23 protein-coding genes and 1 pseudogene are annotated in these 24,504 nt (G+C 75.0%); 11 read left to right on the forward strand and 13 right to left on the reverse strand.

All coding sequences use genetic code 11. From position 1 onward, the window contains the following. The first annotated feature begins 84 nt into the window (after positions 1–84). Both OG618_RS32115 and OG618_RS32120 read left to right on the forward strand, forming a co-directional pair. Positions 85–528, forward strand: a complete 444-nt coding sequence (locus OG618_RS32115; RefSeq protein WP_329491101.1) for a universal stress protein — start codon at positions 85–87, stop codon at positions 526–528. 46 nt (positions 529–574) lie between these two features. After that, the gene (locus OG618_RS32120) at positions 575–1,426 is read left to right on the forward strand and encodes a DNA-formamidopyrimidine glycosylase family protein (RefSeq protein ID WP_329491102.1); all 852 of its coding nucleotides are present in this window, start codon (positions 575–577) and stop codon (positions 1,424–1,426) included. Here OG618_RS32120 and OG618_RS32125 read toward each other — a convergent pair. The 3 genes from OG618_RS32125 to OG618_RS32135 all read right to left on the reverse strand — a co-directional run bounded on the left by OG618_RS32125 (position 1,380) and on the right by OG618_RS32135 (position 3,858). Then, positions 1,380–2,009, reverse strand: a complete 630-nt coding sequence (locus OG618_RS32125; protein ID WP_329491103.1) for a uridine kinase — start codon at positions 2,007–2,009, stop codon at positions 1,380–1,382. The two genes, OG618_RS32120 and OG618_RS32125, sit on opposite strands and share 47 nt — an antisense overlap. Positions 2,010–2,073: 64 nt before the next feature. Beyond that, complete coding sequence (locus OG618_RS32130) at positions 2,074–3,390, reverse strand: outer membrane protein assembly factor BamB family protein (protein WP_329491104.1); 1,317 nt, start codon at positions 3,388–3,390, stop codon at positions 2,074–2,076. Between the two features lie 144 nt (positions 3,391–3,534). Beyond that, positions 3,535–3,858: a DUF4326 domain-containing protein gene (locus OG618_RS32135; RefSeq protein WP_329491105.1), complete on the reverse strand. Its 324-nt coding sequence runs from the start codon at positions 3,856–3,858 to the stop codon at positions 3,535–3,537. A gap of 182 nt (positions 3,859–4,040) precedes the next feature. On the opposite strand from OG618_RS32135, the gene OG618_RS32140 reads away from it, so the two are divergent. The 3 genes from OG618_RS32140 (at position 4,041) to OG618_RS32150 (ending at position 9,041) form a co-directional block, all read left to right on the forward strand. Further along, on the forward strand, positions 4,041–6,467 hold the full coding sequence (locus tag OG618_RS32140; RefSeq protein WP_329491106.1) for a SpoIIE family protein phosphatase: 2,427 nt from the start codon (positions 4,041–4,043) through the stop codon (positions 6,465–6,467). Between the two features lie 115 nt (positions 6,468–6,582). Then, on the forward strand, positions 6,583–8,268 hold the full coding sequence (locus OG618_RS32145; protein ID WP_329491107.1) for a histidine kinase: 1,686 nt from the start codon (positions 6,583–6,585) through the stop codon (positions 8,266–8,268). A 104-nt stretch (positions 8,269–8,372) separates the two neighbouring features. Continuing rightward, on the forward strand, positions 8,373–9,041 hold the full coding sequence (locus OG618_RS32150) for a response regulator transcription factor (protein ID WP_329491108.1): 669 nt from the start codon (positions 8,373–8,375) through the stop codon (positions 9,039–9,041). 31 nt (positions 9,042–9,072) lie between these two features. On the opposite strand, the gene OG618_RS32155 is transcribed toward OG618_RS32150, so the two are convergent. Next, a complete protein-coding gene (locus tag OG618_RS32155; protein WP_329491109.1) occupies positions 9,073–9,504 on the reverse strand; it encodes an Lrp/AsnC family transcriptional regulator in 432 nt (143 codons plus the stop codon). 69 nt (positions 9,505–9,573) lie between these two features. Here OG618_RS32155 and OG618_RS32160 point away from each other — a divergent pair, with 69 nt between their 5' ends. From OG618_RS32160 to OG618_RS32185, 6 genes are all read left to right on the forward strand, one after another. Beyond that, positions 9,574–10,329, forward strand: coding sequence for a LysE family transporter (locus tag OG618_RS32160; protein ID WP_329491110.1), 756 nt, complete (start codon positions 9,574–9,576; stop codon positions 10,327–10,329). A 527-nt stretch (positions 10,330–10,856) separates the two neighbouring features. After that, positions 10,857–11,624, forward strand: coding sequence for a LysM peptidoglycan-binding domain-containing protein (locus tag OG618_RS32165; protein ID WP_329491111.1), 768 nt, complete (start codon positions 10,857–10,859; stop codon positions 11,622–11,624). Positions 11,625–11,701: 77 nt separating this feature from the next. Next, positions 11,702–12,394 carry a class I SAM-dependent methyltransferase gene (locus tag OG618_RS32170; protein WP_329491112.1) on the forward strand — a complete coding sequence of 231 codons (693 nt, stop codon included), beginning with the start codon at positions 11,702–11,704 and terminating at the stop codon, positions 12,392–12,394. Between the two features lie 94 nt (positions 12,395–12,488). Continuing rightward, on the forward strand, positions 12,489–13,238 hold the full coding sequence (locus OG618_RS32175; RefSeq protein ID WP_329491113.1) for an SDR family NAD(P)-dependent oxidoreductase: 750 nt from the start codon (positions 12,489–12,491) through the stop codon (positions 13,236–13,238). Between the two features lie 182 nt (positions 13,239–13,420). Then, positions 13,421–14,017 (forward strand): TIGR03086 family metal-binding protein, encoded by a 597-nt coding sequence (locus OG618_RS32180; protein ID WP_329491114.1) that lies wholly within the window; start codon positions 13,421–13,423, stop codon positions 14,015–14,017. A 90-nt stretch (positions 14,018–14,107) separates the two neighbouring features. After that, the gene (locus tag OG618_RS32185; protein WP_329491115.1) at positions 14,108–14,650 is read left to right on the forward strand and encodes a GNAT family N-acetyltransferase; all 543 of its coding nucleotides are present in this window, start codon (positions 14,108–14,110) and stop codon (positions 14,648–14,650) included. A 219-nt stretch (positions 14,651–14,869) separates the two neighbouring features. On the opposite strand, the pseudogene OG618_RS32190 reads toward OG618_RS32185, so the two are convergent. The 9 genes and pseudogenes from OG618_RS32190 to OG618_RS32230 form a co-directional block, all read right to left on the reverse strand. Then, positions 14,870–15,316: pseudogene (locus OG618_RS32190) on the reverse strand ((2Fe-2S)-binding protein); the annotation flags it as partial. Between the two features lie 72 nt (positions 15,317–15,388). Beyond that, positions 15,389–17,446 (reverse strand): xanthine dehydrogenase family protein molybdopterin-binding subunit, encoded by a 2,058-nt coding sequence (locus OG618_RS32195; protein WP_329491116.1) that lies wholly within the window; start codon positions 17,444–17,446, stop codon positions 15,389–15,391. Between the two features lie 587 nt (positions 17,447–18,033). Then, entirely contained in the window at positions 18,034–18,699 is a 666-nt protein-coding gene (locus OG618_RS32200; protein ID WP_329491117.1) for a cysteine hydrolase family protein, read from the reverse strand. After that, entirely contained in the window at positions 18,696–18,935 is a 240-nt protein-coding gene (locus OG618_RS32205) for an acyl carrier protein (RefSeq protein ID WP_329491118.1), read from the reverse strand. Before OG618_RS32205 ends, OG618_RS32200 begins: the two co-directional genes overlap by 4 nt. 111 nt (positions 18,936–19,046) lie before the next feature. After that, positions 19,047–20,060 carry a class I SAM-dependent methyltransferase gene (locus OG618_RS32210; protein ID WP_329491119.1) on the reverse strand — a complete coding sequence of 338 codons (1,014 nt, stop codon included), beginning with the start codon at positions 20,058–20,060 and terminating at the stop codon, positions 19,047–19,049. Positions 20,061–20,064: 4 nt separating this feature from the next. Then, positions 20,065–21,126 carry an NAD(P)H-dependent flavin oxidoreductase gene (locus tag OG618_RS32215; protein ID WP_329491120.1) on the reverse strand — a complete coding sequence of 354 codons (1,062 nt, stop codon included), beginning with the start codon at positions 21,124–21,126 and terminating at the stop codon, positions 20,065–20,067. Next, a complete protein-coding gene (locus OG618_RS32220; RefSeq protein WP_329491121.1) occupies positions 21,113–21,958 on the reverse strand; it encodes an aminoacyl--tRNA ligase-related protein in 846 nt (281 codons plus the stop codon). The genes OG618_RS32215 and OG618_RS32220 overlap by 14 nt, the downstream gene beginning before the upstream one ends. 99 nt (positions 21,959–22,057) lie before the next feature. After that, positions 22,058–22,945, reverse strand: coding sequence for a diiron oxygenase (locus OG618_RS32225; protein WP_329491123.1), 888 nt, complete (start codon positions 22,943–22,945; stop codon positions 22,058–22,060). A gap of 190 nt (positions 22,946–23,135) precedes the next feature. Continuing rightward, positions 23,136–24,476 carry a condensation domain-containing protein gene (locus OG618_RS32230; protein ID WP_329491124.1) on the reverse strand — a complete coding sequence of 447 codons (1,341 nt, stop codon included), beginning with the start codon at positions 24,474–24,476 and terminating at the stop codon, positions 23,136–23,138. Positions 24,477–24,504 lie beyond the last annotated feature (28 nt).

Below are 24,504 nucleotides of genomic sequence, written 5' to 3' on the forward strand. Positions count from 1 at the left end.
ATTAGCGGCCATATGCCCGTATTGATCTATGTTTGCCTGGTCAGCGGCAGGTGAAGCCGAGGTAGTCGAACAAGGAGCAGCGGCATGGCCGACAGCGCGGAACCCCTGATCGTCGTCGGCGTGGACGGCTCGCCCGCCTCGGAGCGGGCGCTGCGCTGGGCGATCGACTACGCCAGGCTGGCCGGCGGCGGCGTCCGGGCGATCGCCGCCTGGGAGTACCCGGCGTTCTACGGCTGGGCCGGGCTCGCGATGCCCCCGGCCGAGGGCTTCAATCCCGAGGAACTGGCCGGGCGGACGCTCTCCGAGACGGTCGCCAAGGTCGCCGGGGCCGACGCCGGGGTCCGGATCGCCGAGACGGTGATGCCCGGCAACGCCGCGCAGGCCCTGCTGGAGGCGGCCCAGGGCGCCGCCCTGCTGGTGGTCGGCAGCCGGGGCCTCGGCGGATTCTCCGGCGCCCTGCTCGGATCCGTCAGCCGCCACCTCACCGAACACGCCCCCTGCCCGGTCGTCGTGGTGCGCGAGAAGTAGGCCCCGCCGACCGTGTCGGCGCCGGCCGGCGGGGGAGGATGGGGGCATGCCTGAAGGTGACTCCGTCTACCGTGTGGCGGCCCGGTTGCACGAGGAACTGGCCGGCCGGGTGCTGACCGCGGCCGATCTGCGGGTGCCCGCGCACGCCACCGCCGATCTGACCGGGCGGCGGGTGCTGGAGGTCGCCCCGCGCGGCAAGCACCTGCTGACCCGGCTCGACGGCGGCCTCACCCTCCACACCCATCTGCGGATGGACGGCCGCTGGGCGGTCTACGGCCCCGGCGAGCGATGGTCGGGCGGACCCGCCTGGCAGATCCGGGCCGTCCTCGGCACCGAGCACAGCACGGCGGTCGGCTACCGGCTGCCCGTCGTCGAGCTGCTGCGCACCGCCGAGGAGGAGCGGGTCGTCGGCCACCTCGGGCCCGACCTGCTCGGCCCCGACTGGGACGCGGGCGAGGCCGTCCGCCGGCTCCTGGCCCAGCCCGGTCGGCCGCTCGCCGAGGCGCTGCTCGACCAGCGCAACCTGGCCGGCATCGGCAACGTCTACGCCAATGAGCTCTGCTTCCTCGCCGGGGTCACCCCGTGGACTCCGGTCGGCGAACTCCCTCGCCCCGAAAGGCTGGTGGAGCGCTCCCAGCAGATCCTCGACGCCAACCGGCTGCGCCCCGGGCACGTCACCACCGGCGACACCCGGCCGGGCCGCCGGCACTGGGTGTACGGCCGGGCCGGGCGGCCGTGCGCGCGCTGCGGCACGGTCGTCCGGACGGCGACCCAGGGCACGCCGCCACAGGAGCGGGTGGCGTTCTGGTGCCCGCACTGCCAGCGCGGGCCGGCCCCCGGGACGCGGACCGCTACTCGACCAGGGCCGGGTGGCGCGGGTCGTCGACCCGGACGGTGAGGTCGGCCGCCTCGGCGGGGACGGTCTCGGCCGCGTAGCGGGCGAACGCGGGCAGCGTCCACTGCTCCTGGGCCGGAGTGCGGCGGGCCAGCGCGGCCGGGGTGAGCGCCAGGTGGACGGTCAGCTCCAGCGGCAGCCAGCGGCCGAGCAGCAGCGCGCCGTCCAGCAGCAGCACGCCGCCGGGCGGCAGCGGCGTGTACGGCGCGCGGGTCGCCCGGTCGGTGACCGGGTCGCGCAGCGACGGCAGGACGAGGCCGGTGCCGCCGGGCTCCAGAGGGTCCAGCACCTCGCGCAGCAGGGCGCCGTCGTCCAGCCAGAGGTCGTGGTAGGCGTCCGGGTCCTGCTTGCCGTACTCCAGCCGGACCGAGGCCGGGCGGAGGAAGGCGGCCGCCGACACCCGCAGGGTGGGGCGGCCGCGCTCCCGCAGCGGCTCCACCAGCGCGTCGGCGAGTGCGTCGGGCCGGGCGGCCGGGGCGCCGTCCACGGCGACCCGCAGCCACCGCTCACCGGCTCCGGGCAGGGCGGTGACGCGGTCGGCGAGGCGCTCGGCGAGCCGGTCGGGCGAGATCGGGTGTACCTGCACGCCGCCATCCTCCCCCGTCGCCGGGGCGGCGGCGGGACCGGGGCCGCGCAGCGGTGACCGCGGGTCAGGCGAGCGGGAGCGCGTGCAGGACGTCGTCGTGGCCGGCGTACAGGCGGGTCGCGTCGTGGGAGAGCGACCAGACGTCCACCCCGGGGCCGGAGTCGCGGAAGGTCCAGCGCTCCTCGCCGGTGGCGGCGTCCAGGGCGCGGACGCCCGCGGCGGCCGGACCGGGCACGTAGAGGACCGGCCCGGCGAGCAGCGGGCTGCTGCGGCGGTCCAGCCGGAACGGCAGGCGGTGCTCCCAGACCTGGGCCCCGGTGTCCGCGGCGTGGGCGGTGACCAGGCCGTTGTCGCGGAACAGGTGGACCAGGGCGCCACCGGCGACCGGCGGCAGCAGCCGCCACTCGTCGGCCGGCCCCGGGACGACCGACCAGTGCGGGCCGCCGTCCGCCACCCGCAGGGCCCGCAGCCCGGCCGGGCCCTGCGGGGCGTAGACGTGCTCCGGATCGGTGACCGCCCAGCCCGTGCCCCTGTCGGTGGGCACCGTCCAGAGCCGCTTGCCGGTGGCGGCCTCCAGCAGGCGCAGGCCGCCGGCCGAGCCGTCGAAGGCCGGCACCCGGCCCCCGGCCGCGGTGAGCGGGGAGAGCGGCCGCTCCCCCTCGGACGGACGGGACCAGAGCACCCGGCGGTCCGTGACGTGCACCGCGAAGAGCCGGCCGTCCCCGGTGAACGGCCGGGGCTGGAACTCGCCGTACACGACGTCGCCCGCGCAGCCGAACAGCGTGACGGTGCCGTTGCCCAGCTCCTCCGGCAGCGGCAGGCTCCACTCGGCGGCCGGGTCGGTGAGGTGGTGGCTGTCGAGGTGGCCGTTGGAGGTGGTGAACACCCGGTCGGGGCCCACCACCACATGGGCGCCCGGCTGCTGCACGTCGTTCGGCCAGTCCGCCTTGGCCGCGGCGAACGACAGCAGCCGCAGCGGCCTGCCGTCGGCCGGGTCGAGCACTTGGAGCCCCTCGCGGGTGAGGAAGACGGGGACGGCCGGGCGGCCGGTCAGCCGCTCGGACGCCATCGCCTCCCGGCCCCGGTACGTCCAGAGCGGCTGCGGTCCGGCGACGCGGGTCGGCAGCGGCCGGGGCGGAGCGGGCGCCGGTCCGTCCGCCGAGCGGGCGAACGCCCAGACCGCGGCGCCCGCCGCGAGCACCCCGGCGCCGGTCAGCAGCCGCCGCCGGGTCAGCCGCGGCCCGCCGCCCGCCTCGGAGCCGCCGCTCAGCACGTCGGCCGGTTCGGCCGGCCGGTCGTCGCTCTCGCCGTCCCACTGCCAGGCGGCGCCGGCCTCCTCGGTCTGCGCCGGTCGGGCACGGTCGGACGGTGCCGGCTGCATGGACGTACTCGTTTCCCCGGGGCAGCCGCTGCGCTGCGCTGTCCGAGTGAGGATATCGAAGCGCGTCCGGACGGTTCGCGGGCGGCCGGTGCCGGGGCGGCGCCCGGCCACCCGGACGAGGGCCGCCGGCCCCGGCGGGCCGCCTCAGCTGCCGTGGTCGGCCAGCTCGGCGAGCACCTGGGCGTGGCAGGCGAGCGGGACGCACCAGCAGCCGAGCCGGCGGCCGCGCAGCTCCGGCAGCAGGGCGAGCAGGTCCGGCCGGTCCAGCAGGTAGGCGCGGTACTCGACGAGCATCCGCTCCCGGCTGAGGTCCGGTCCGGGCCGGTAGGGGCAGTGCAGCGGGGACTCGTCGAGGTGCCAGCCGCCGCGGTGCATCGCCCGCCCGACGTAGACGACGTCGGCGTAGTCGGGATCGTCGCGATGGCCCTTGAGGTTGACCACGGTGGTGCGGCCCGGATCGGTCGGCATGGTGACCATGCTGGCGCGGTCCGGCCCGGGCGGCACGCGGGGCTCGCCTTGACAGTCCCTTGACCCGGGCGTAGCAAGAGAAGATGCGCCAGGGTGTGCCGGCGGACCGGCCCGGTCCGCATGTGACCGGCGGGACTCGGGCGACGCGACCCGACGCGCGCCGCCCCCGGGAGCGCGATGCCGTGGCCGGGGCGACGCACGAGCGGGACGCGCTGCTCGCGACCGCCGTCCGCAGGGTGCTCGCCGAGACCGACGCGTACGGCGGGATGGTCTACCTGCGGGCCCGGGACCGGCGCTCACTGGTGCTCTGCACCATCGCGGGTGTGCCGCTGTCGATCATCGCCCAGTTCCGGCGGATCGCCGCGGCCGGGCCGATGCCGGTGGCGGTCAGCTTCCGCACCGGCCGGGTGGTCGCGCTGGCCGACACCGAGGACACCATGCGGCGCTTCCCGCAGATGGCCGTCGGCATGCCCTACGACTTCGCCTCCGCCTGCGTGCCCGTCAAGGCGGGCAAGGAGACGTACGGGGTGATCGGCGTGCTCTGGGCCGCCTCGGACGAAGGCGTGCCGGCGGGCGCGCAGCGGCACCTGCGGTCGGTGGCCGACGGGCTGGCCGCCGCGCTGGCGGCGCTGGACGGGAACGGGCGGCTGATCGAACCCAATGGCGAGACCGCCGTGGTCGAGCTGGCGCCACCGTCCCCGCCGACCACCAGGGTCGGCCTGTTCGACTGGAACCTGGCCACCGGGGCGCTCGCCGTCGACGAGCCGTTCTGCGAGATCTTCGGGATGTCGCCCGCCGAGTTCGACGGCCGGGCGGCCACCCTGACCACCCGGATCGCCCCCGGCGACCTGCCGGAGCTCCGGGCCGCCGCCCGGGCCGCGCTGGACGAGGGCCGGATGCTGGCCGCCCGGGTCCGGGTGCTCGACCACGACGGCCACCCCTATCCGGTCGAGCTCTGGGGCCGGGTGCCCGAGACCGCCGGGCCGGACGGCCGCACCCACCTGGTCGGCGCCGTGCTGGACACCCGGACCGGCACCGCCGCGGCCGAAGCCGTCGAGCGGCTGCGCGACGGCGTCTTCTCGCTGGACCCGGACGGCCGGATCACCTACGCCAACCGCAGCGTCGAGCTGCTGCTGCACGCCCGCCGCGAGGACCTGGTCGGCCACCACCCGTGGGACGTGCTGCCCTGGCTCTCCGACCCGGTCTACGAGAACCGCTACCGCGCCGCGATGGTCTCCCAGCAGCCCACCGCCTTCCTCGCGGCCCGCCCGCCGGACGGCTGGCTGGCGTTCTCGCTCTACCCGGACACCCACGGCGTCACCGGTCGGGTGGTCGCCGCCGAGCCGCCCGCCGGCGCGCCGGAGCCGCCGGCCGAACCCCCGCCCGGCGCCCGGACCAGCGTCGGGGCCATGTACCACCTGCTCCAGCTGGCCAGCGCGCTGAGCGAGGCCGTCACCGTCCGGGAGGTCTGCCGGGCCGTCGCCGACCAGATCCTGCCGGCCTTCGGCGGCCAGGAGCTCGCCATCTACACCGTCCGCGACAAGCGCCTCCACCTGGTATCCCAGAGCGGCTACCCGGACGGCTTCCTGGACCGCTTCGAGGGCACCCCGATCGGCGCCCGGGTGCCCGGCGCCGAGGCGCTCAGCTCCGGCACACCGATCTTCTTCGAGTCCGTCCACGAACTCGCCGCCGCCTACCCCGGCATCGCCCTGGACGAGATGCGCGCCTGGGCGTTCCTGCCGCTGATCGCCTCCGGCCACCCGGTCGGCAGCTGCATCATCGGCTTCGACGAGTCCCGCGCCTTCACCCTGGAGGAACGCGGGCTGCTCACCGCCCTCGGCGGCTTCATCGCCCAGGCCCTGGAGCGGGCCCGGCTCTACGACGCCGAGTTCGCCCTCGCCCGCGGCCTCCAGCAGGCCCTGCTGCCGCACCGGCTGCCGCGCCTGGAGAACGTCCGGATCACCGCCCGCTACCTGCCCGGCACCCAGGGGATGGAGATCGGCGGCGACTGGTACGACGCCATCGTCACCGGCCACGACCTCAACCTGGTGATCGGCGACGTCGAGGGCCACAGCGTCGGCGCCGCCGCCACCATGGGCCAGCTGCGCAGCGCGGTCCGGGCCTTCGCCGCCAGCGGCCACCCGCCGGACCAGGTGCTCGCGCAGACCAACCGGCTGCTGCTCGACCTCGACCCCGGGCTGCTCGCCAGCTGCTGCCTGATCCGGCTCACCCCCGCCGACGGCACCGCCAGGATCGCCCGGGCCGGCCACCTCCCGCCGGTGCTGCGCCACCCGGACGGCAGCACCGAGGCGCTGTACGTGGCGGGCGGGCCGCTGCTTGGCGTCGACCACTGGGCCGAGTACCCGGTGAGCGAGTTCCGGATGGCGCCGGGCTCGCTGCTCGCGCTCTACACGGACGGGCTGGTCGAGGACCCCGCGGTGGAGATCGACCACGGCGTGGACCGGCTGCGCGACGCCCTCACCGGACCGGCCGGCGCGGCCGGCGACGCGGAGGACGGGCTGGAACGGCTGGCGGAGCGGCTGCTGCAGGAGGTCGGCTCCACCGACCGGGTGGACGACGTGGCGCTGATGCTCACCGCCTACGGGTGAGCCGGCCGCAGCCGCCGACGGAGCCCGCGACTTTCGTCGGCCCGCGACTTTCGTCGGGGCGGGCAACGACGAACGGTGGCGGTGCCCGGGCGGGCCGCTTCGCTAACCTCGCGGCGTGGACGCGATAGCGAAGGCCTGGTCGAGGGCGGTACGAGCGGCGCTGCCCGGGCCCTGGCGGCCCTGGACGGTGGCCCGGGAGGCCGTCGGCGCGCTGCTGGTGGGCGCGCTCGCGGCGCTGATCGAGATGGTCTCCCACACCTGCCTCTGGCCGGTCGTCGGCCTCGGTGCGGCCGTGCTCTTCCTGCTCCGGCGCGCCCTGCCCTCGACCGTGCTGCTGCTCGCGGCCGGCGCCTGCGGCTGGTTCGGCGGGACACTGCCGCTGCTGGTCTTCGCCGGCTGGTCGGCCGGCGCCCGGGTGAAGCGGGTCGGTGTGCTGGCCGGCTCGTTCGCCGGTGCCTTCCTGCTGACGACGGCCGTCAGCGCCGTGAAGGAGGCCGGGTCGACGCCGATCAAGCTGACGATCGGGCTCTCGCTGGGCGGGTTCCTGCTGATCGCCGTGCTGCCCGCGCTCTGGGGCCGCTACCGGGCCCAGCGCCGGGCACTGCTGGACGCGCTGCGCGAGCGCAACGAGCAGCTGCTGCGCGAGCGTGCCATGGTGGCGCACCAGGCCAGGCTGCGCGAGCGGCACCGGATAGCCCAGGACATGCACGACAGCCTGGGCCACCAGCTCGCCCTGATCTCCGTCCACTCCGGCGCGCTGGAGGTCGACCGCACCCTGTCCGACCGGCAGCGGGAGGCGGTCGGCGTGCTGCGGCTGGCCGCCGTCACCGCGATGCGCGAGCTGCGCGAGGTGGTCGGCGTGCTGCACGACGAGTCGAGCGCCCGGGAGCCGGCCCCGGTCGGCGGGCCGGCCGGCGCCACCGTGCGCACCGGTGGCACGGAGGGCATCGAGAAGCTGGTCGAGTCCTCCCGGGCGGCCGGGACGACGGTCTCCTTCGGCGAGGACGGCGAGCGCCGACCCGCGGCCGCCAGCGTCGGCCAGGCCGCGTACCGGATCGTCCAGGAGGCGCTCACCAACGCGCACAAGCACGCCCCCGGCGCGCCCATCTCGGTGGCGCTGCGCTACGAGCCGGACGCCCTGGTGGTCGAGGTGGCCAACCCCCGCGCCCCGGAGCCGGCCGAAGTGCCGGCGGGTGGCCGGGTCGCGCCGGTCAGCGGCGGTCAGGGGCTGACCGGACTGCGTGAGCGGGCCCGGCTGGTCGGCGGGATGGTGCACGCCGGGCCGACCGCCGAGGCCGGGTTCCGGCTCGCCGCGGTGCTCCCCTACGAGGGGGCCGGCGGCGATCCGGCCGCCGCCCCGGGCGCGGCCGGCGAGGAGGAGGCCTGGGTGCGGGACGTGCTGCCGGAGGTCGGGAGCGGGTCCGGCGACCGGCGGCGGCGCAGCCCGGCGATCGGCTGCGCGGTCGGCGGGGTGGTGGTGCTGCTCACCGTGCTCGGCCTGCTGGTCTGGGGTGTGGTGGCCTTCATCGGCGCCGCGGGCGACGCGACCGTGCCGCGCGGGCTGTACGACTCGCTCCAGGAGGGCACTCCCGAGGCCGAGGTGGGGGGCCGCCTCCCGATCGGCAACAGCCTCTTCACCCAGGACTACGAGGGCAGCGGCCCGACCCCGCCGGCCGGTTCCTCCTGCCGCTACTTCGTCTACGGGACCACGGGCGGCCTGGGGAGCGAGGAGGAGGTGGCGCGGTTCTGCTTCAAGGACGGCGTGCTGCTGGAGAAGCAGCACTACCCGGCCCGGTCCTGACGCCTCGCCACCGGGGCCGCCCGGGCCGGTGACCGGTCGGCCAGCGAGATGTGAGGATGGTGGCGAGCAGCGCCACCCGCACCACATCGAGGGGATGACCAGCAGTGATCCGAGTCCTCGTCGCCGACGACGAGCCGCTCATCCGGGCCGGGATCAGGATGATCCTGTCCTCCGCCGACGACATCGACGTGGTCGCCGAGGCCGCGGACGGCCGGCAGGCCCTCGACCTCGCGCTGGCCCACCGGGTCGACGTCGTCCTGCTGGACATCCAGATGCCGGTCATGGACGGGCTGACCGCCCTCGGCGAGCTGCGCCGGGTGGTGCCCGGCGCGCGGGCGCTGATCCTCACCACCTTCGGGGAGCGCGACAACGTCCTGCGCGCCGTCACGGAGGGCGGGGCCGGGTTCCTGCTCAAGGACACCGCGCCGGCCGAGCTGATCCAGGCCGTCCGCGCCGCCGCCACCGGCAACGCCTTCCTCTCTCCCGCCGCGACCAGGTACATCGTGGACTCGCTGGCCGGCGCCCGCAGCGGCCCGGCCGCGGCCCGGGGCGCGTCCGCCCGGCAGCGGCTGGAGGTGCTGACCGCGCGCGAGCTGGAGGTTCTGGCCCTGCTGGGCGAGGGGCTCTCCAACGCCGACGCCGGCGCCCGGATCCACATGAGCGAGGCGACGGTGAAGACGTACGTCAGCCGGATCCTGGCCAAGCTGGGCTGCGAGAACCGGGTGCAGGCGGCGCTGCTGGCGCGCGACGCGGGGCTGGGTGGCGGGATCTGACCCGGCCGGGTGCCCGGTGCCGGGTTCCCGGTCAGCGGGTGGCGATCCGCAGGGCGAGCCGGGTGTTGGAGTGGGCGACGCCCGCCTCGTGCTTCAGCCGGCGCAGCAGCTGGTCGAGTCCGGCGGCGTCGGCCACCCGGGCGCGCAGCAGGTAGTCGTACTCGCCGGTGACATGGGCGGCCTCGGTGACGCCGGGCAGTCGTAGCGCGGTGGTCTCGAAGGCGTCGCTGTCCGTCTCCGGGCGCAGCCGGACGTCGACGAAGACGGTCAGGCCCGGACGGGCGGTGTCGGCGGCCGGGTCGACCAGGGCGGTGAAGCCCCGGATCACACCGCTGCGGACCAGCCGGCGGACCCGGTCGGCCGTCGCGTTGGCACTCAGGCCCACCCGGGCGCCGAGGTCGCGGTAGGAGATCCGCGCGTCCGCGCGCAGTTCGCCGATGATTTCGCTGTCGAGGGCATCCATACCGCGATTGTCGCGGCCCTGGCCGGTTTTCGGCCGCCGTTGTCGCGGCGGGTGGGCCACGGTGGCGCCATGACTTTCGGGACGGCCCTCGGGGCCGGGGTGACGGCGACGGACCCGATCCAGGCCGTGGCGGCCGCGGCGGGGCCGGCGGCGGCGGCGCTGGCGGGCGTCGGGGCGGGGCTGGGCGTGGCGGTGCCGCTGGGGGCGGTCGGGGTGCTGCTGCTGGAGGAGGGGCGGCGCGGGCGCGCGGCCGCGGTGAGTGCGGCGTGCGCGGTGGCCTGCGTGGACGCGGCGTACGCGGCGCTCGCCACGGCGCTCGGCTCCCGATGGGCATCTACCTCCGCCGGCTGGGAGTCCTGGGCCCGGATCGGCTCGGCGGTGGTGCTGGTGGTGGTGGCGGTCCGGGGGCTGCTCGGGCTGCGGCGGGCACCGGGCGGGCCGGCGGGCCCGGGCAGGGCGAACCGGGGCGGCAGGGCGGGCCGGGGCGGCGGGGCCTTCGTGGGCGCGGCGGGCGGGGGTGGGGCGGGGCCGGCGGGCCCTCCGGTCCGGGCTTTCCTGCGGTTCACCGCCCTGACCGCGGTGAATCCGACCACCGCGCTCTACTTCGCCGCCCTGGTCACGGGCGGTAGCGGCCCGCGGGGCGGCCCGGGTGGCGCGGCCTTCGTCGCCGGGGTGCTGGTGGCCTCGCTGCTCTGGCAGCAGGGGCTGGCGGCGGTGGGCGTCTCCGTGGGCGCGCGACTCTCGCCGCGGGCCCGGGCGCTCAGCCACTGCGTCGGGTACGGACTGGTCGTGTGCTACGCGCTGCGCATGGCGTGGCCACGCTGAGTGACAGGTGTGGGCGACGCCACGGGGGCGGCCCGCGGAACCGGGAACTCCGGTGGCGGTGGTGACGGTCAGTCGGCCCGCCATCGCTCTGGGTCGACGGTGTGGGAGGCCTCACAGATGGACAGGTGTGAGCGATGGCACGGAAATTGATCATTCGATCTTGGAAATGCGGTCAAACACGTAAATTTCGGGCACAGTTTCATGATCGATACCGCCGGTAACAGTCAACTGACCTGCGGCGTCCAAGAATTGCTTGAAGCCGCCCCGGGTGGGGCCGTAGCTTCATTGGCGGTGCAACGAGCACCACCCGGGTTCACCCCCGACGCACAGCCCGCCGACTGACCCCCGGCGCGAGGGCCGTGCCCGTTGACGCGACCGGCTCGAACAGGCCGTCGGCGAGCGAGGGTGGCCGGGGCGGCGCGGCACGTCCGACACGTGCCCGGCCGCCCGTCGAGTGAGGTGAGCGCGAAGGCCCTGCCAAGGGTCTGGTTCCGCCTGCCCGCCCGGGGCTTGTCGAGAGGACTTTCATGACGATCCGTAACGAGACCGCCGCTGCCACCACCAACACCACCACCGCCGGGAAGCGCCGCAGCCGTGCCCGTCTGGTGCTGGTCGGCGGGGCCGTCGCGGCCCTCCCGGTGGCCGGCCTCGTCACGGCCACCTCGGCCTCTGCCGCGTCCACCTCGACCTGGGACGCCGTCGCCCAGTGCGAGAGCGGTGGCAACTGGAGCATCAGCACCGGCAACGGCTTCTCCGGCGGACTGCAGTTCACCCCGTCCACCTGGGCCGCGTACGGCGGTACCGCCTACGCCTCGCAGGCCAACCAGGCCACCAAGGCGCAGCAGATCTCGGTCGCCGAGAAGGTGCTCGCCTCGCAGGGTCCCGGCGCCTGGCCGGTCTGCTCGGCGAAGGCCGGTCTGGCCAAGGGCGGCGCCCCGGCGGCCGTCGACACCGCCGCCCAGGCCGCCCCCAAGGCGCAGCAGCCGGCCAAGCCCGCCAAGCCCGCGCAGACCCCGCAGGCGAAGCAGGCCCCGGGCAAGGCCGCGCAGGGCGACCAGGCCCAGAAGTCGCAGAAGACCCAGTCCTGGAAGTCCCAGGACACCGCCAAGCCGGCCAAGCCGGCCGCCGCCGACCGGAACGGCTCCGGCGGCAGCTACACCGTCAAGAGCGGCGACACCCTGAGCGACATCGCGGCCAAGTTCAGCACCGACACCGCGAGCCTGCACGCCAAGAACGTCAAGGCGATCGGCGGCAACCCGGACCTCATCTTCCCGGGTCAGACCCTCAGCGTCTGACGCCCGCCCCGCACCTCGCACCGAGCGGCCGCCCCGTCCAGGGGCGGCCGCTCGGGCGCGTCGGTAGGGTCGACGCCATGCCCCGACTGATCGGTGACGGCGAGTTGACCAGCTCGGACGTGGTCGCCAACAACACCATGAACCGCGAGCGAGGGCTCAGCGGCGTCAACAGCTACACCCGGGAGCTGGGCTTCGACCCGGCCGGGTGGTTGGGCGGCCGCTGCGGCGCCCCCAGCTGGCTGGACCTGTGCAGCGGGGAGGGGCGGGCGCTCGTCGAGGCCGCCCACCGGCTGCCGACCGCGAGCGTGCTGACGGGTGTCGACCTGGTGGGCCCGTCGGCCCCGCCGGCCGCCCTGCCGGCGGGTGCGGCGCGGCTGGAGCTGGTGACGGCGGCGGTGGCGGACTGGGTCCCGGAGCGGGCCTACGACCTGATCACCTGTGTGCACGGACTGCACTACCTCGGCGACCAGCTCGGTGCGATCGCCCGTGCGGCGGGCCGGCTGGTGCCGGACGGGCGGTTCGCCGCGCACTTCGACCCGGATTCGGTGCGCCGGGCGGACGGATCGAGCGCCGCGCGCGCCGTCCTGACGGCGTTGCGCGCGGCGGGGTTCGAGTACCGGGCCCGGCGGCACCTGCTGGTGCTGGACGGTGGGCGGACCGTGCGCCTGCCGTTCGGGTACCTGGGGGCGGACCCGACGGCCGGTCCGAACTGGACCGGCCAGCCCGCGGTGGCCTCGTACTACCGGGAACAGCCGATTGTTGAAGATTGAACGCGACGTCCGAATACCGCCGGACTCGTGGGCGGCGCCGGTCGAGGATTGAGTCATGTCCGCGAACGAGTCAAGGAGTTCTGACGATATGACGATGACCCAGCTTGCGAAGCTCGACGGCAAGGTGGCCCTGGTGACCGGCGGCAGCCGGGGGATCGGGGAGGCGGTGGCCCTGCGGCTGGCCGAGGATGGCGCCGACGTCGTGGTCACCTACCAGGGCAGTGCGGAGCGGGCCGAGGCGGTCGCGGCCAAGATCACCGGCATGGGCCGGCGCGGCTGGGCCGTCCGGGCGGACAGTGCCGACCCGCAGGCCGTCCGGGCCGTGGTCGAGGCCGTGGCCGAGCGCTTCGGGCGGCTCGACATCCTGGTCAACAACGCCGGCGTCGGCGTGCTCGGCCCGATCGAGGAGCTCACGCTCGACGACGTGGACCGGGTGCTGGAGGTGAACGTCCGGGCGCCGTTCCTCTACGCCCAGGCGGCCTCGGCCCACCTGGCCGAGGGCGGGCGGATCGTCACGATCGGCAGCTGCGTCGCGAAGCACGTGGCCTTCCCCGGTGCCACGCTCTACGGGACGAGCAAGGCCGCCATGATCGGTCTCACCAAGGCGCTCTCGCGCGAGCTGGGCCCGCGGGGGATCACCGCGAACGTCGTCCACCCCGGCCCGATCGACACCGAGCTGAACCCGGCGGACGGTCCGTCGGCGGAGTTCCAGCGCGGGCTGACGGCACTCGGCAGCTACGGCCGGGTCGAGGACGTCGCGGCCACCATCGCGCACCTCGTCGGTGAGGACGGCCGGTACATCACCGGCGCCGAGATCGCCGTGGACGGCGGCCTCGCCGCCTGATCCGGCGTGGTCCGGTCCGATCGGGCCTGATCCGGCGTGGTCCGGCCCGTTCGGGGCGGCCGGCGGGCCGGTCGAACGGGGGCGACGGCCGGCCCGGCGCGGTGTTGCGCCGGGCCGGTTGTCGGTCCCCCCGCTTACGATCGGCCGGTCCGACCGCTCGCCCCGAATCGAAGAGGTGTGCCATGACCGCAACGGAAGACCCGATCGACCTGCTCGCCCGGGCCCTCGCCCAGACCGCCGGGCTGATCGACGGCATCGGTGCCGAGCAGGGCATCCACCCGAGCACCTGCCGCTCCTGGGACGTCACCCAGCTCGTCAGCCACCTCCTGTTCGACCTGCGGCAGTTCACCCTGCGGGCCGAGGGCGGCGACCCGGACTGGTCACAGCCCTTCGACCGGGTCGAGGGCGACTGGCTGCACGCCTTCGAGGCCGGCGCCGAAGAGCTGGTGGCCGCCTGGCGCGCGGCCGGCGACCTGGACGGCGTCATCGAACTCCCCGGGGGGAAGCACCTGCCCGCCCGCTTCCCGCTGGACCAGCAGATCGCCGAGTTCGCCGTGCACGGCTGGGACGTGGCCCGCTCCACCGGCCAGTCCACGGCCGGCCTGGACCAGGAGGTCGGGCGGGCCGCGCTCGACTGGGGGCGCGGCGCGCTGCGCCCCGAGTACCGGGGCAGCGAGGAGGAGCACCACTCCTTCGGCCCCGAGGTGGCCGCCCCCGAGGACGCTCCGGTCTACGACCGGTTGGCCGCCTTCTTCGGCCGGGACCCTGAGGCCCGCTGAGCCGCGGGCGGGGTGGCCGGTCGCCGGTGGCCGGCGCCCGGACCAACCGGCTCCGGCTCCCACCCGTACGGAATCCGGCAGGATCCGCTGATGACCCGATCCGCGGTGACTTTGCGCAAGCCCGTGCTCGACGACTGGCAGGCCGTGCACTCCTGGGCCGGCCTTGAGGAGGCTTGTCGCTACCAGGCCTGGGGGCCGAACACCGAGGACCAGACGCGCGCGTTCGTGCAGACCGCCGTCGACGCCTGGTCGCACGCCCGTCAGCAGCGATACGTCTACGTCGCCCGCTTCGAGGGCGAACTCGTCGGCATGGGCGAGCTGCACATTCGCAGCCGTCGCCATCGGCAGGGCGAAATCGCCTACATCGTGCACCCGAGGGCCTGGGGGCGTGGCGTGGGCACGGCGATCGGACGGGAGCTACTGTCGCGCGGGTTCGGCGAGTTGGGGCTCCACCGGATCTACGCGACCTGTGACCCCCGCAACCTCGCGTCGGCCCGGTTGCTGGCCGGGCTCGGCATGACGTACGAAGGGCGGCATCGGCACACCGCGTTGATCCGGGACGGCTGGCGGGACTCCGAGATGTTCGGCATCCTCGAAGCGGAATGGCGGCCGAACCCCGGCGATGGACGGTGATCTCGCTGGTGCGGGCCCATTCGGGCAAGGGCGCGGCCATCGTTGTCGGCACGGGCCGGGCCGAGACGTTCCGGTTCGGCAGGGGTGTGGCCGGTCCGTCCCGGGCCGGGATCAGGGCGTGGGGCGCGGTGCGGGCCCGGCCGTGGTCCGGGTGGTGAACACGGGTACGAGTCCGGGTGCGAAACCGGTCGTCGCCGTGGGTGCCGGGGCCGCCTGGGCGGCGGCGGCCTTCTTGATCGCCTCGCGGATCCGCGGGTAGGTGCCGCAGCGGCAGATGTTCTGGATCCCGTCGATGTCGGCGTCGGTCGGCGCCGGGGTGCGGCGCAGCAGGGCGACGGCCGTCATGATCTGGCCGGGCTGGCAGAAGCCGCACTGGGCGACGTCGCACTCCAGCCAGGCCTCCTGGACGGGATGCAGGACCTCGCCGTCGGCGAGGCCCTCGATGGTGGTGACCGTCCGTCCGGCGCAGTCCTTGACCGCCGCCGTGCACGGCTGGAACTCCTCGCCGTCCAGGTGGCTGGTGCAGGCGCGGCAGACGCCGACCCCGCAGCCGTACTTGGGGCCGGTGACGCCGAGCTTGTCGCGCAGCACCCAGAGCAGTGGCATGTCGTCCGGCGCCTCGACGGTGACCGGCTGCCCGTTGAGGACGAAGGTGTGGCTGGGCATGGGGAGTCGGGCCCTTCGAAGAGGTCGGTGGCGGCGGCGGACCGGGGCCACCGGGGGAGTGCGGGCGGCGGGTCAGAAGTCGAGCGGGAAGGAGCGCGGGGCGGTTCCGGTCGCGCGGGCGTAGGCGTTGGCGACCGCGGCCGAGGCCGCCGGGACGCCCAGCTCGCCCGCGCCGCCGGGTGGACCGCTCGGCGGCAGCAGGTGGATCTCGACCGAGGGCGGGGTGTCCCGCTGCCGGGCGTAGCGGAAGTCCGAGAAGCTGCCCTCGCGGACGGCGCCGTGGTCGATGTGGTTGCCGGCCCGGAGGATCACCGAGATGCCGTCGATCAGCGCGCCCGTCAACTGGGCCTCCAGACCACTGGGGTTGATCACGCGGCCCACGTCAGCGGCGATCACCGCCCGGGTGACCCGCGGCCGGCGGGGGTCGGAGGCGTCCAGCTCGACCAGGTAGGCGACCCGGCCGCCGTTCTCGTCGTGGTAGCCGATGCCCTGGGCCTGGCCGGCGGGCATCGGGCGGCCCCACCGGCCGGCCTGGGCGACCTTGTCCAGAACGGCCCGGCCCTGGGCGTCGCGCAGCCGGGCCCGGCGGAAGGCGACCTGGTCCTGGCCGAGCCGCCGGGCCAGTTCGTCCATCATGATCTCGTCGGCGACCCGGACGGTGCCCGAGTAGACCGAGCGCCAGCTACCGGTGGGCACCTCCAGCGGCACCTCGGAGAGCAACTGGGTCGGGACGCCGACGTTGTACGGGTTCTTCTCACTGAGCAGGAAGAAGGCCTGGGCGAGGCTGATCCCGGCCACCGAGAGGTTGAACCCGGCGGCGGTGAGCGCCTCGCCGAGGCCGTGCCGGAAGTCGGTCCGCACGGTGGCGACCCGGTGTTCGTAGCTGAGCACCTGCCCCAGGCCGTAGGTGGCGCGCACCCGGTGGTGGCTGGCGGGGCGCATCCGGCCGTGGCGCATGTCGTCGTTGCGGGTCCACATCAGCTTGACCGGGCGGCCCGCCGCCCGGGAGATCTGGGCGGCCTCCAGTGCGGCGTCGAAGAACAGCCGCCGGCCGAACGAGCCGCCGCCGCGCACCACATGGACGGTGACGGCGTCCTGCGGCAGGCCGAGTTCGGCGGCGATCGTCTGCTGGGCCACGATCGGGGTCTGCGAGGCGAACCAGATCTCGGCCCGGTGGGGGCGCACGTCGGCGACGGCGGTCAGCACCTCCATGGGGGCGTGGTTGACGAAGGCGAAGTCGAACTCGCCGTCCACGTACTGGGTGAGCAGCGGCGGGACGAGGAACGGGGCGTGGGCGGCGCGGAGTCGGGCCCGGATGTCGGCGTCGGAGAGCGCCGCGACCGGACCGGGGTTCCAGGACGTGCGGAGCGCGTCGCGGGCCTTGAGCGCCTGGTCGAAGGTTTCTGCCAGGACGGCCACGCCGCTCGGGATCCGCACCACGCCGAGGACGCCGGGCATGGTGCGGGCGGCCGAGGCGTCCAGGGACTTGAGGGTGCCGTTGATGGTGGTCGGGCGGGCGACCACGGTCGGCACCGCGCCGGGGACGGCGAGGTCGCCGGCGTACTTCGCGCGGCCGGTGACGATGGACCGGGCGTCGATCCGCCCGGTCCGCCGGCCCACCAGGCGCTGCTGGTCGGCCGGCTTCGGGGTGGCGGGCACGGCCGGGACGGCCACGGCGGCTGCCTCGGCGGCGAGTTCGCCGTAACCGGCCCGACGGCCGTCGGGGGCGAGGACGGCGGAGTCGGCGGTGCGCAGCGTGTCGGCCGGCAGCGACCAGCGGCGGGCGGCGGCGGTGACCAGCCGGGCGCGGGCGGCGGCGGCCGCCGCGCGGACCGGGTCGTACAGCGAGCGCACCGAGTTGGAGGCGCCGGTGAGCTGGTTGAACAGCAGGTCGGGGCGGCCGTCGGAGAGCGGGACGTCGACATCGCCGAGCCGGGCGTCGAGTTCGTCGGCGACGAGCATCGCGATGGTGGTGGTGAGGCCCTGGCCGACCTCCAGCCGGGGGAGGTGGAGCGCGGCGCGACCGCCGGGGGTGATCTCCAGGACCAGCAGGTGGGCGGTGGGCAGTCCGGCCACGATCAGCGCGTCGCCGAGGTCCAGGATGTCCGGGATGCCGGGCAGACCGAGCAACTGCGGTGCCTCGGCGGCCCGTTCGGCGGCGGCGTGGGCGGTGGCGGGTGCGGCGGCGTCGAGTCCGGCCCGGGCGGCGACGGTGAGGGTGGGTGCGGCCAGCAGATAGGTGAGGAAGCGGCGGCGGCCGGTGGGCCTGGCGGCACGGTCGGCGGCGGCCTGGGCGGCGGTGTCCCGCCCGCTGTCCGGGGATGCGACGGAGGTGCTGATGGCAGGAGCCCTTCGAGCCGGGGTCGGCTCCGGCCGGGCGGCCTCGGCGGCCCCGGCCCCGGTGCCGGATCACGAACGCGGTCGAGCATAGGAGGGGGCTACTGGCCGGTCAACACGGGCACTTCGGGCCGGAACGGGCATCTGCGGGGATGTCGGATGGGGCGGATACGGACGGCACCGCAGGGCGTGGCGGCGGCCGCGGTACCGCTGTCCGGGTGACGGCCGGGCCTTGCCCGTACGGGGGTTCGCCGCTCGGCCGCGGGTCCGGCCCGGGGTGTCCGCGAGTCCGCCGGCGAGCGGGACCGCGAAGCCGCAGGAGGCGCCCGTGCGGGTGGTCGGAGCGGACCGGGGCGGCCCGCTCCGACCACCCGCGGGCGTCAGCCCTCCTCGGGCGCCGGGAACCCGAACCGCGCCAGCAGCTCGGCGGTGTCGAGCAGTTGGACACCGAGCCCGGCGACCTCGGCCAGCCCCTGCTCGCTGGTGCGGGAGATCGCGTCGGGCACGGCCACCACCCGGTAGTCCCGCTCGCTGGCCTGGATCAGGGTGGCCCGGGGGCAGTTCGGGAAGTTGCAGCCGACGAGGACGACGGTGTCCACGCCGTGCCCCTCCAGCAGCTCCTGCAGGGGCGTCCGGTAGAACGCGCCCCAGCGCGGTTTGAAGATCGCGTACTCGCTCGGACCCAACTCCTGGGCCCGCCCGGCCAGCAGGAGCTCGGGGTCGAGCGGGGGCGCGCCGAGCGGGGCGAGCGCCGGGGCGAGCCCGCTCCCCTCGGAGCCGGGCGAGACCAGGTCGGTGCCGGAGGCCAGCAGCGTCCGGCGGACCAGGTCGGCGTTGCCGCCGCCCTTCTCGTACAGCCGGACGACGTGGACCACCGGGCGGCCGGCGGCGCGGAAGGCCTCGACCGTCCGGCGCACCTGCGGCAGCACCTCGGTCGTGCCGGGGATGCCGTAGGGGCTCTCGGAGAGGAAGTCCCGCTGCAGGTCGATGGTGACCAGGGCGGAGGACGCCGGGTGCGGGGCGAGGTGCGGGTCGGCCGTCGTCATGCCGCCTCGATCAGGTCGGCGAGGAAGCGCTGCTCGATCCGCTCGACCGTGCGGAAGTCGTCGACGCTGACCTCCTGGAGGTCGATGGTGCGGCCGGAGATGCTCTCCAGCAGGTAGATGAACTCAAGGAAGTCCAGGGAGTCGATGAGGCGGCCCTCGATGAGGTCCTCCTCGCGGTCGATCTCCCGGTCCAGCTCGGGGTTCTTGGCGTTGATCCACTCGATGATCTGCTGCATGACAGCTCCTGGGAGGTTTCGAAGGTGCGCCGGCGACACGTCCGTGACGGAGTCCGCGGGGACGGCGCCGGCCCGGCAGGCGGTAGGACGGGCGGGCGGTACGGGCGGCCCTCAGGCGGTGGTGCCCCCGGCGCGGCCCACCAGGAGGCGGGCCGACTGCTCGGCGGTGGGCAGCACCTCGATGTCCGACAGCCCGGCCGCCGTCATCAACTCCGCCATCTCCGCGGTGGTGTAGCTGCGGCCGCCGCTCCAGAGGGCGAGGGCGGAGAGGTTGTGCAGGGTGGTGAAGACCGGCGCGGTGCGGGACTCCTCCAGGAAGTGGCCGTGCACCAGGACCCGGCCGCCGGTGCGCAGCGCCGCCGCCGAACGCCGCAGGATGGAGAGGCAGTTCTCCGGGCTCTCCTGGTGCAGCACGTTGGAGAGCAGCACGACGTCGGCGTCGGTGCCGAAGGCGTCCCGGTAGTAGTCGCCGGTCCGGGCGGTGATCCGGTCGGCCAGACCGGCCTCGCCGATCACCTTGCCCGCCAGCTCGGCCACCGGCGCGAGGTCGACCACCTCGGCCCGCAGCCCCTCCCAGACCCGGCAGAACGCGATGCTGTAGCTGCCCGCGCCGCCGCCGACGTCGATCAGCCGCCGGGCGTCCTCGGGCGGCAGCGCCCGGGCGACGGCCTCCGCCGTCCGGGAGTTGTACTCGTGCATGCCGAGGATGAAGTCCTCGACGTACGCCGGGTCGTCGGTGAGCCGGCCGCTGCGGTCCTCGACCGCGCGGCCCTGCTCCAGGGCCTGGCCGAGCCGGCCCCAGGGCTGGTACCAGCGGCCCATCACCCGGACCCAGCGCACCAGCGACTCCGGCGAGCCGGTGGTGAGCAGGCGCTCGGCGGTGCGGGTGTTGCGGTACCCGCCGTCGGGGTCCCGGGTCAGCAGCCGCAGGGCGGTCGCGGCGTCGAGCAGCCGCAGCGCGGAGTCCGCGGGGACGGCGCATCGCTCGGCGACCTCGTCGACGCCCAGCGGGCCGTCGGCGAGTGCGTCGAACACCGCGAGCTCGACCGCGGCGATCAGTACCTGGGAGTGCCAGTAGCCGAACGCCAGCTGGCTGACCTGGGTCAGTCCGAGGTCCAGGGCCATGGGGTCACGTCCTTTCGGAGGGTCGGAGGGAGTCGGGGACCGCGTCGCCGGTGAGGGCGGCGTCGCCGGCGAGGGCGGCCCGGAACTCCTCGCGGAGCCGGGCGACCACCCGCCCGGCGGGCTCGACGGCCGTGATCCGCCCGCTGCCGAGGCCGGCGTAGCGGGCCATGGCGTCGATTCGGCCCTCGGCCTCGACGGTGGGGGCGGCCGCGGAGCCGCGCGGCACCGGACGGCGGACCCCCATCACGGTGGTCCAGGCGATCAGGGTGGCCGGCGGCGGCTCGGGCGAATCGGTGACCGGCCCGCGCAGCACCCGGTGCGGACGGCCGGGCCAGCCGATCGAGAAGCGGTCGGTGATCAGGGTGTCCGCGCCGGTCGCCGCGACGACGGCCTTCTTGTAGTCGTCGTGCGCGGCGGACTCCGCGGTGGTCACGAAGACCGTGCCGCACAGCGCCCCGCTCGCCCCGGCCCGGAGCGCGGCCAGCAGGCCGGCGCCGTCGGTGACGGCGCCGGACGCCAGCGCGGGCGGCTCCTGGTCGTAGGCGGCCAGCAGCTCGGCGAGCGGCCGGGTGCCGAGGTGGTGGCCGCCGGCCTCGGTGCCCTGCAGCACGACGGCGTGGGCGCCCAACGCCGCGGCGGCGGCCGCGTCCTCGGGCGTGCCGACCTGGACGACCAGCCGGTGGCCGGCGTCGAGCACCCGGCGGGCCTCGGCCTCCGGCGGCAGGCCGTAGCTGTTGAGCACGAGCTGCCGGTCGGCCGCCTCGATCAGCGCGCCGATCTGCTCCGGGAGCAGCCGGCCCGACACCTCGGGGATCAGATTGACGCCGAAGGTGCGCGCCGTGCGGCGGGCGGTGTCGCCGATCAGCTCGACGGCCAGCGCCCGGTCGCCCTTGTAGAGCGCGACCGTGCCCAGCGCGCCCGCCTCGCTGACGGCGGCCGCCAGGGCCGGTCCGGCGATGCCGCCCATACCGGCCTGCACCAGGGGGAACTCCACGCCGAGGGCGGCGGCGCCGCGCTCGGCCGCGGCGAGCACCCGGGCCCGCTCCCCGGTGTCAGGCGCGGACATCGCGCACCCGGGCCAGGGCCTTCTCGGCGGTGCCGTGGGCGAGCAGCATCGCGTGCACCCAGCGCTCGACGCCGAACGCGGTGCAGCTGCTGTGCGCGGTCTCGCCGCCCGAGGTGATGCCGAGCCGCTCGCCGAAGAAGTTGCGGTGGCGGTTGACCGAGGCGATCGCGGTGCCGTCGGTGGCGACGAACTCGTACTTCACCGGGTCCAGGGCCATCAGCTTCGCCCGGGAGCCGGTCCGGTCGTAGAACGGGTCGTTGGCGGGCTGGTACGACAGCTCGACGCCGAGGCGCCCGGCCAGCTCCTCGACGAAGACCCGGGAGGTGGCGACGTGGTCGCGGGCACCGTCGGCCGAGCCGAAGTACACGACCTCGCGCATGTGGAAGCCCCAGAGCCGGCGCAGGCCGTCGTAGTGGTCCTCGTTGCGGAAGCAGCGGCCGACGGCGGTCAGCCGCAGCTCCTCGCCGACCTCCTGGCCCTCCAGCGAGAGCAGCACGCCGTAGCAGGTGGCCGAGGGCAGCACGTAGCCGGTGGGCTCGACGGGCTGCCGGCCGGCCTCCGCACCGGCCGCCAGCTCGTCGACGGCCTGCTCGGACAGGCGGGCCGCGAGCACCCCGAGGTGGGGGAAGTTCCGGAAGTAGTCGAGCTTGGCCAGGCCCTCGACGGGCAGCAGCGGCGGGCCCACCACGGCGGGCGCGGCGACCTGGTCGGCCAGGCCGGTGAAGAGCGCGTCGAGCTCCAGCAGCAGCGCGGCCCGGTCGGGGTCGAGGGCGACCAGGCCGGGGCCGGGGTCGCGCAGCCGGACGGCGGTGGGCTCTACGGTCGATGTCATGCGAGCGGTACCTCGTTCTCGTGGATGGGGCCGGAGGGCTGGTGGTTCCGGTGGTTCTGGCGGTTCTCGTGTGCCGGTGGTCCCGGCGGGGCCGAGGGCTCAGGCGGCCTTCGGTGCGAGCACGCCGATCCGGCGGTAGAAGGCGGTGGTGCGGCTGACGATCGCGTCGTGGACCGGCCCCCGGGCCGGGTCGGCCAGCAGGCGGGTGCGGAAGGCGAACGGGTCGGGGATGCCGGCGTCCCGGTAGACGTCCACGCTGTAGAGCTGCTGGATCGAGGCGTTGATGTACTTCTCGATGTACTGCCGGGCGGCGCTCAGCTCCTGCTCGTCGCCGGCCTCGCGCAGCCGGTCCCAGAGCGCCCGGACCAGCTGGGCGCCGAACGCGATGTGCCGGGACTCGTCCTGGTGGTGGACCCGGTTGATCGCCCGGATCGTCTCCGGCAGCGCGGTGTCACCGGCCATCTTGCTGTTGAAGTGGTCCACGATCTGCTCGAAGATCAGGATCCGGCTGAACACGATGAAGTTGTCGAACAGCGCGGAGTGCTTCTGGTCGCCGAAGCTCATCGCCCGGTTGGGGTAGAGCTTCCCGCCGTAGCGCAGGCAGAACTCGGCGAAGAACCACATGTGTTCGTTCTCCTCCCCCAGGAAGTGGTGGAAGAACGGCGTGGGGATCTCGTAGCCCGGGGCGTGGATGCGCGCCACGACCTCCTGCATCAGCTCGCGGATGCCGTGCACGTTCAGGCTGTAGAAGTTGACGCTCTCCCACTTGGCCAGCGTCAGGTACTGCTCGCGGGTGAGTTCGGCGGCCGCGTCGGTGCCGTGGACCGTCATCAGGTCCTCGCTCATCCACAGGGCGCCCTCGGGGATGCTCTCCGGCCAGTCGAAGGTCTGGTACGGGTTGTAGTACTCGTTCTCGGCGGCGGTGGTCAGGCGCTCGACGGCGGCGCTGACCTCCTCGTCCCAGATGGCGGGTGCGGTACTGCTCATGGGTGCGTGCTCCTGTGCGACGGAGGGCTTCTGGGGTACTTCGGGCGTACGTCGGGCGTACTTCGGCCGGGCGTACTTGGGCGAACGTCGGGCGCGCTCCGAGGTACGTGGACGTACTTCGGGCGTGACCGGACCTACGCCGGGCGTACTTCGGCCGGGCGTACTTCGGTGGTGGGGGAGGGAGGTCGGGTCAGGAGCCGGCGACCGGGAGGGTGTCCAGGCCCGGCAGGCCGGCCGCGCTCTCCACGAGCAGCCGCTCGAAGGCGCGCAGCAGGCGCTCGATCTCCGGACGGGGGATCAGCGCGGTGTCGGCCATCAGGTACAGCAGGCAGGTGTCCGGCTCGTAGGTGGTGTGCACGAAGAAGTCGGCGTCCTGGCGCTCCCAGGTGCCGATCAGCGAGACCTCGGTCTTCTCGGTGAGCGCCCGCAGCTGCTCCGCGGAGCCGTCGGTGGCCGGCAGCCGCTCCCAACGGTCGTGCAGGCGGACGTCGTTGAAGAAGGACGCGAGCCGCAGGGCGCCGCCGCTCGCCTCCCGGGCCGCGTCGATCACCCCGTCGACCACCAGCGGGTCGTACTGCGCGAAGCGGTAGGCGTTCATGCCGGCGAGGAAGGTGGCGCGGATGACCTCCTCGAAGGTCGGCCGGGCCACGTCCAGGGAGAACAGCGCGTTGGCGGTCATTGCGGCGACCAGGCGGCGGCTGCGCTCGTCGTGCCGGTTGACGGCGATCAACTGCAGGACGGCGGTGCTGTTCCCGGTGTACGCGCCGAGCAGCGCGGCCGTCCCGGCGAGCAGGACGGTACCGGTGCTGACCCCGCAGCGGTCGGCGAGCGCGCTGGCGGCCACCGCTGTGGCGGGCGAGTCCATGCGCAGCCGGACGAACCGCTCGGCGGCGTCCGTGACCGGGGAGGCCTCGCCCGCGACCGGGGGGAACCGTGTGGCCGGGAACATCGTGGGCGGCAGGCCCGCGAGGCTCCGGCGCCAGTAGTCGACCGAGGCGGCGCCGCGGGCGGCGCCCGGGCCCTCGGTCTCGAACCCCGCCTGGTCCAGCGGCTGCCAGGCCGGCGGCTCCGGGTCCTGCCCGGCGAGCAGGTCGCGCAGGTCCTGCTCGACCTGCTGCACGCCCCAGAAGTCGACGCCCAGGTGCGAGAAGACCAGCGCGACCTGGACCGGCTCGCCCTGTTCCGTCACCACGGCGCAGCGGAACGGCCACTCCTCGCGGTGCCGGAAGGGTTCGGCCGCCAGCGCCCGGGACACCTCGTCGGCGACCGTCGCGCCCTCGCCCGGCGGGGCCTCGTGGACGGGGACGGCCAGCTCGCCGGAGGCCGACACGTGCTGCACCGGCCCCTGCCCGGTCTGCTCGAACCGGGTGCGCAGTGCCTCATGGCGCGAGAGCAACCGGCCCAGTGCGTCTTCAATCTGATGGCGCGTCAGACCAGGTGGTGCGGACACGACCCGGGGGATGTTGTAGTAGTGGGCGCCTTCGTCGAGCCACTGGATGGACTTCCAGATGGCGCGCTGACCCCAGGTCATCGGGGCGCTCCCGGTCCGGTCCCCGTGG

Origin of the sequence: Kitasatospora sp. NBC_01246, from assembly GCF_036226505.1 — a bacterium.
Classification (GTDB): Bacteria; Actinomycetota; Actinomycetes; order Streptomycetales; family Streptomycetaceae; genus Kitasatospora.